The 5805-nt window shown below is 29.1% G+C and carries 4 protein-coding genes; all 4 read right to left on the bottom strand.

Annotation, left to right across the window (positions count from 1 at the left end; genetic code table 11):
- On the bottom strand, nt 1-705 hold a 705-nt coding region (locus WBG30_RS07365), incomplete at its 3' end, for a hypothetical protein (RefSeq protein ID WP_424503995.1).
- On the bottom strand, nt 698-2644 hold the full coding sequence (locus WBG30_RS07360; protein ID WP_424503994.1) for a DEAD/DEAH box helicase: 1947 nt from the start codon (nt 2642-2644) through the stop codon (nt 698-700). The genes WBG30_RS07365 and WBG30_RS07360, both read right to left, overlap by 8 nt.
- Before the next feature lie 20 nt (nt 2645-2664).
- Nucleotides 2665-5307: a class I SAM-dependent DNA methyltransferase gene (locus WBG30_RS07355; RefSeq protein ID WP_424503993.1), complete on the bottom strand. Its 2643-nt coding sequence runs from the start codon at nt 5305-5307 to the stop codon at nt 2665-2667.
- Between the two features lie 62 nt (nt 5308-5369).
- Nucleotides 5370-5805 (bottom strand): hypothetical protein (locus WBG30_RS07350; RefSeq protein ID WP_424503992.1); only part of this gene is annotated, 436 nt, incomplete at its 5' end.

Here is a 5805-nt window from a genome sequence, read left to right as displayed (position 1 = left end):
ATATAAGATATTTGATTCTGTCCCATTTTCAAAAATACACCTTGTTCTTCCATCTTTTCTTATTCTTTTTCCTGTTTTAAAGGTTTGCTCTGTTCGAGATATATTTATTTTTTCTAAGAGCATTAATATTCCATTATAGACGTAGTAACTTCCTTCTTTTAAATTATCTTCTCTAAATTCCACTAATCGTCTTTCACCATTAGATAATTGCTTTTGAACCTCTTTAAATTTTTTCTCATAGTCACTAAAGTTTTTACAAGGTTTTCGTTTACCTACAAAATCTGTACATTCCCTTTCATAATTTTTAGGTGTATGTTTAAAATTAAATAAGTCCTCAGATTCATCACTTAATATATCTAAAAAATCAGTTTCTAATAAATCATCTAAAGAATTGATCTCTTTCTCTACTTCTTCTTTTGCTTCTGCTACCTCTAGCAAATTAAACTTGTCACTCGATTTTAGGGACTCGATTTTAATTGTATTTTCTCTAATCCCATTTAATCTTGTATATAACTGATATTCCGAAATATTAGAAATATTTTTTTCAGGCTCTCTATTATTTTTTTCATAAAATTCATTGACCTCTTCAAATGAAATGATAAGCCTATCTTCTGAATTCACTGTGTTTGAATTCTTAGTTTTAACTTCTAATATTCCTAAAGAATCACTATTAAATATATCATTTAAAATTTTTTCTTTATCCATTTTGAGCCTCTCTTTTTTTCGCTTCAGCTTTTCTCTTTTCTTCTTTTAAATAAATAATACATTCTGCCATTCGTTTTTCTAATGGTCTAAGGGAATCTAATCTAGGAGGATTTCCAGTTTCTTTCATAAAAACCTGTATCTTTGGCCATAAAATTCTTGCTTCTTCAAAATCCATAACAATTCTAGTTGCCTCTATAGTTTCATGGATAACTTTAAGAACCTGTTTAGTGACTGATTTTGATAAAATCTCAAAGGCTTCCTGAAATGGATTTATCCTGTCTATTAAATCGATATGTAAGTCATCTATATTTACAAAACTTCCCGCCATTCGAATAAATCTTTTATCCCCTACTTCTTTAATTTCACCACTTTTAACAACTGAATCTATTACTACATGCTGTCGAACTTCTTCAACTTCAGTTTCTGTTAATTCTGGATACTTAACTCTAATAATTTTAGGAATCAGAACCTTATTTATAACCTCTGGGTCTACATTTCCTGGCATCGCTTTTAACATTTGGTTATCTTGTAAAATTTTAGCTTTTAGATCGTTCAAATCTGATTCTAAAATATCTTTTACACGTTTTGTACTAGGTTCTTTTAATCCTCTTATCTTCAATTCTCCAGGTTTGGCTTTGTCTCCATCAAATTTTGTTTTAAATTTAAAATTAGGGGCCAATACTTGTTCCATAAGTAGAGAAGCCGTGATAGCTTTTAGCATATTATTCACCGATAATTTTACTGTATCATCTGTTGCTTCTGGTTGAGCAATTAAATTGGTAAATTGTGCATGAGTTTTATTATTACTATCTCTTGTAGCTCTACCTATAATCTGAATTATTTCAGTTAGTGAACCTCGATATCCCACAGTTAGAGCATGTTCACAGTACGGCCAGTCAAATCCTTCCTTGGCCATACCAAGGGCTATTATAAGATCCATATCCTCTGCACTTTTTATATTTCTCAAATAATTTACAATCATGTCTCTTTCACTCTGTGTATCGTTTACCAAATCAGCTACTTTTATTATTTTTCCATCAGTATTTCTTTTCACATAAATTACACCTGTTTTAGGATCTTGATAATCTATTTCTCCTATTTCATCAATTATAAAATCAACTTCATTATGTTTATCCTTTGTAGATTCTCCAGAATTAACATTTGGAATATGCAATATTGTTTTTTTATTGGTATCTAATATCTCCATTATTGCAGAAGTGTATCTTCCTTGATAAAAATGATATCCTATCCCCAATGATTTTAAATAATCATAACCATTCAATTGTTCATAATAGTTATAAGTAACCTTGGTAAACTTAGATTCATCTTCAGGTTTTAGTATTGGAGTACTATCTCCTCTAAAATAAGAACCTGTCATAGCAACTATATGAGCTGTTGATTTAGCCATTATATCTCTCAGTATTTCTCCTAACTTATTGTCTGCATCTGCTGAAACATGATGAAATTCATCTATAGCAAGAAGAGTATTGTCAAACTTTTCCTCATCTAATCCTTCACATGCAAAACGTAAAGTAGCATGGGTACAGATCAATATAGGTTCTTTATTATCCATAAATTCATGAAAAGCTTTCACCTTACTTCTACTCCCATCACTTCCAGGAGTGCACAAATTATATCTATCATTTGGTTCCCAGTCAGCAAAAAATCCATGAGACTCTAAATCTGTTTTAGCAAATGACCCTCCAATAGATCTTTCAGGAACAGCAACTATAACTTTTTTTATCCCTTGATAAAATAATTTATCTAATGCTAAAAACATTAATGCTCTAGATTTACCAGATGCAGGAGGCGATTTTAATAAAAGATATTGAGCATTCCTTGATTCATAAGCTCTCGATTGCATATCTCTCATTCCCATGTTATTTGTGCTAGTACTTTTCCCTGTATTTTCATAATTTACCCTTACTATATCTGGCATTTTAGCCTCCTTAATATCTTTTATTCGCTTTCTTTTGCCACCATCTTCTCATACATCTTAAATAAGTATTCCAGTCTCTCCTCATCACTTTCAAAAGGTTTTGCTCTATAACAGCTCTCAATAGCCAAATCATTTACTCTGTGAGCCTCTCTTAGTCCTTCTGGCATCTTATCTGGATCATAAAGTTGGCCTAGAGTTTTTTCACTGTGCTTTTCTCTTTCTTCTAAGATTTTGAATACACATTTTGTGAGTTCTTCTTTTTGAGATTTAGTAATTTTAGGAAATGGGAAAGTGTTATAAACTAAAGCAGAAGAATATCGGTAATCTGTTTTTAATCTCCCAGCAGTAGTTCTCATCCATGCCATGTGCATCTGAGAAGTTACTATTCCAAATATAAAAGGTTTCGGATCATATATAGCTTGAGCAGATGCATATATAACTGGATCTGAATCTACAAATCCAATAGGAATATAATTTCTACGTTCTGATGTTGTGCAAGGAATAATAATACAAGGTTTTTGATGATGTCTATCTTCTGCAAACAAATGAGGAGTTTTAGCTAGGATATTAGTTGCTTTCTTTGAACTTTTCAATCGCATTTCTATAACACCATTTAATCTTTCACGTATAACAGGAATATTTTCAACTATTTGTTTATTTTTTTCATCGATATATAAACACCATCTTTCTATATTCTTGATGAATTCCTGTGCACCAATAAATTTTCTTATAATAGGTAATAGCAATAAATTTTGAGATAAAATTTTATACGCCTCTTTATCAAGTATTAAGTGCCCACCATCAGCAGGGATACTACCTTTTATCATTTTAGGCAACCCACTTACCGAAGAGGACCTTCTACCTAAAACTATATTTTCACTTTCTACTAAATAATAATTAATATTGGATACTGTTTTTTTTATGCTACTATTAAATAATAACTTTGGTTTGTTATTAATATTTCTAATTCCTATAATAACAACGGTTACTGCAGCATTTCCTTTTGCACTGTTTGTCCACTTAAAAGATTGAGTAGCAAAAGAAATTTCTAGGTTTTCATTAATTATTAATGGCCAAAAAATACTGACTTGATCTCCTTGGCAAATAGAATTAGTTGTAACAAAAGCATAATTTGCTGTAAATTTTTTAATATATTTTGAAGCTTTAAAAAACCAACAAGATATATAATCAAGTGATTTATAATTTTTCATACCTTCAAAAATATAAGCCATATCAAGTTTATGTTTTTCTTTTTGATTTCGAGTTCCTAAATACGGTGGATTCCCTAAGATATAGATTTCATCACCTACTTTTTTAGGACAAATATCTTCCCAATTTAACCTTGTAGCATTTCCATATACTATCTTACCTGCTTCTTTTAATGGTAAAGTAGCTTGTTTTAATCCAAATTTTTGGAAAGATTCTAAATGCATTTGATGTTCTGCTAACCATAGAGCTAATTTTGCTATTTCATGTGCAAAATCATCTATTTCAATCCCATAAAAATTACTTAACTTAATCCCTGTTGAAGTTAATATCATTTGTCTTTTTGTTATCTCTTCTAAAATTTTCATCTCTAATCTTCTAAGCTCTTTATATGCAATAATTAAAAAATTTCCACTCCCACATGCTGGATCAAAAATTTTAATATTCCTTATTCTTATCAGTAATTTATTTAATTTTTTATTATCTCCACAAGCTGATTCAAATTCTTCATTTAATTCATCTAAAAATAGCGGATTTATTACCTTCATAATATTTGGAACAGAGGTATAGTGCATACCTAAACTCCCTCTTTTATCTTCTAATATAACACCTTGAAACATTGAACCAAATATATCAGGATTGATAGCTGACCAATCTAGTTCCCCACTGTCAATTACCGCCCGTCTTGAATGTTTAGTAAATTTAGGTATTTTTATTTTTTCTTTAAATAGCCCTCCATTTACATATGGAAAATCCTCTAAATATTTAGGTAGATCTTTTCTATCTAACTCATTTGTGTCCAACACTTCAAAAAGTTTTTCTAAATATTTATCTAAATCACTTCCATCTGTTTGAGTGTGTGAACTTATGACATTTGTAAATTGTCCCTTTGAAAATATAGACGTATCTTCAGCAAAAAAACAAAATAACAGTCTTGAAAGGAAAATATTTAACCCGTGAATAAACTCTGGTGTTTCATCTGGATTATCTTTTTTTATCTCATCAAAAAGTTTAGCCATTTTTTCTGCTGCTTTTACATCTGCTGGATTTTCTGCATGATATTCTGCTTTTTCCATTCCTGCCCAAGGTAAGAAAAAATCATAGTGTTTTACTAAATCTTTAAATTTTATATCTAATTTATCCTTTGTTTTAGTATCTATAGCTAAAAATTCTTTGAAATTTGTAACAATTATGAATCTTTCTCCATATTTTATTTGATCTTCTAACTCTGTTATTTCTAGATGAAGATCTCTGTCATAGGTTTCTTTAAAAAATAATTTTTTCTTCCAAATTATCTCATTAACTTTTTTTGATAAATTAGTATTTCCATCTTTAAGTCTCTTTATGGATGCCTTAGGTGATCCATAAGCCAAAAGAAGTTCATATATAAATTCTTTTCCTTCTATTTTTCCATCAATCAATTTTTTTATATTTTTTTCGATTTGATTTATAGTCATTTTCTCTCCTTTAAACTCTTTATAAAAAAGGTGTATGGACCAAATTCTTGTTTGTTACAATTTTAAATTATTCCTTCTATAAAATTTTTCTTTGCTAATCCTTCTAATTCTGAAATAGTTAATTTTTGAAAATCTTTTTTAACCTCTTTGTTATATAAAGAAAACATTATTTCTCCTTTTTCTCTAGTCATAATCTTTCTTTCAGAATTAAAGTATAATTGTTTGTTATCCCCTAATAAATTCCGATAAGAAATCAAAAAGAAGTTTTTTATATTAATATAACTAATATTATCACTTTTATTCAATGCATCAAAATTAAGACTTTGAAGAGAAAGCATGTTAAAATATCCCTTATAAAAAACGCTATTCATTCCTGATTTTTTAGAACCGCTATAATAGTTATTTAAAGGAATTAATTTTGTTTTGAAATTTTGTTTTTCATCTGTATAGGCAATCTCTAAAAAACTTATAATATTTGTATCAAAATAACAGCTGGCC

This window comes from Psychrilyobacter sp. (assembly GCF_049671765.1).
GTDB lineage: Bacteria > Fusobacteriota > Fusobacteriia > Fusobacteriales > Fusobacteriaceae > Psychrilyobacter.
This window is presented reverse-complemented; position numbering and strand designations above follow the sequence as displayed.

Excerpts from the sequence above, each read along its gene's own strand:
- WBG30_RS07360 (WP_424503994.1), bottom strand. The coding sequence starts at position 2,644 with ATGCCAGATATAGTAAGGGTAAATTATGAAAATACAGGGAAAAGTACT.
- WBG30_RS07355 (WP_424503993.1), bottom strand. The coding sequence starts at position 5,307 with ATGACTATAAATCAAATCGAAAAAAATATAAAAAAATTGATTGATGGA.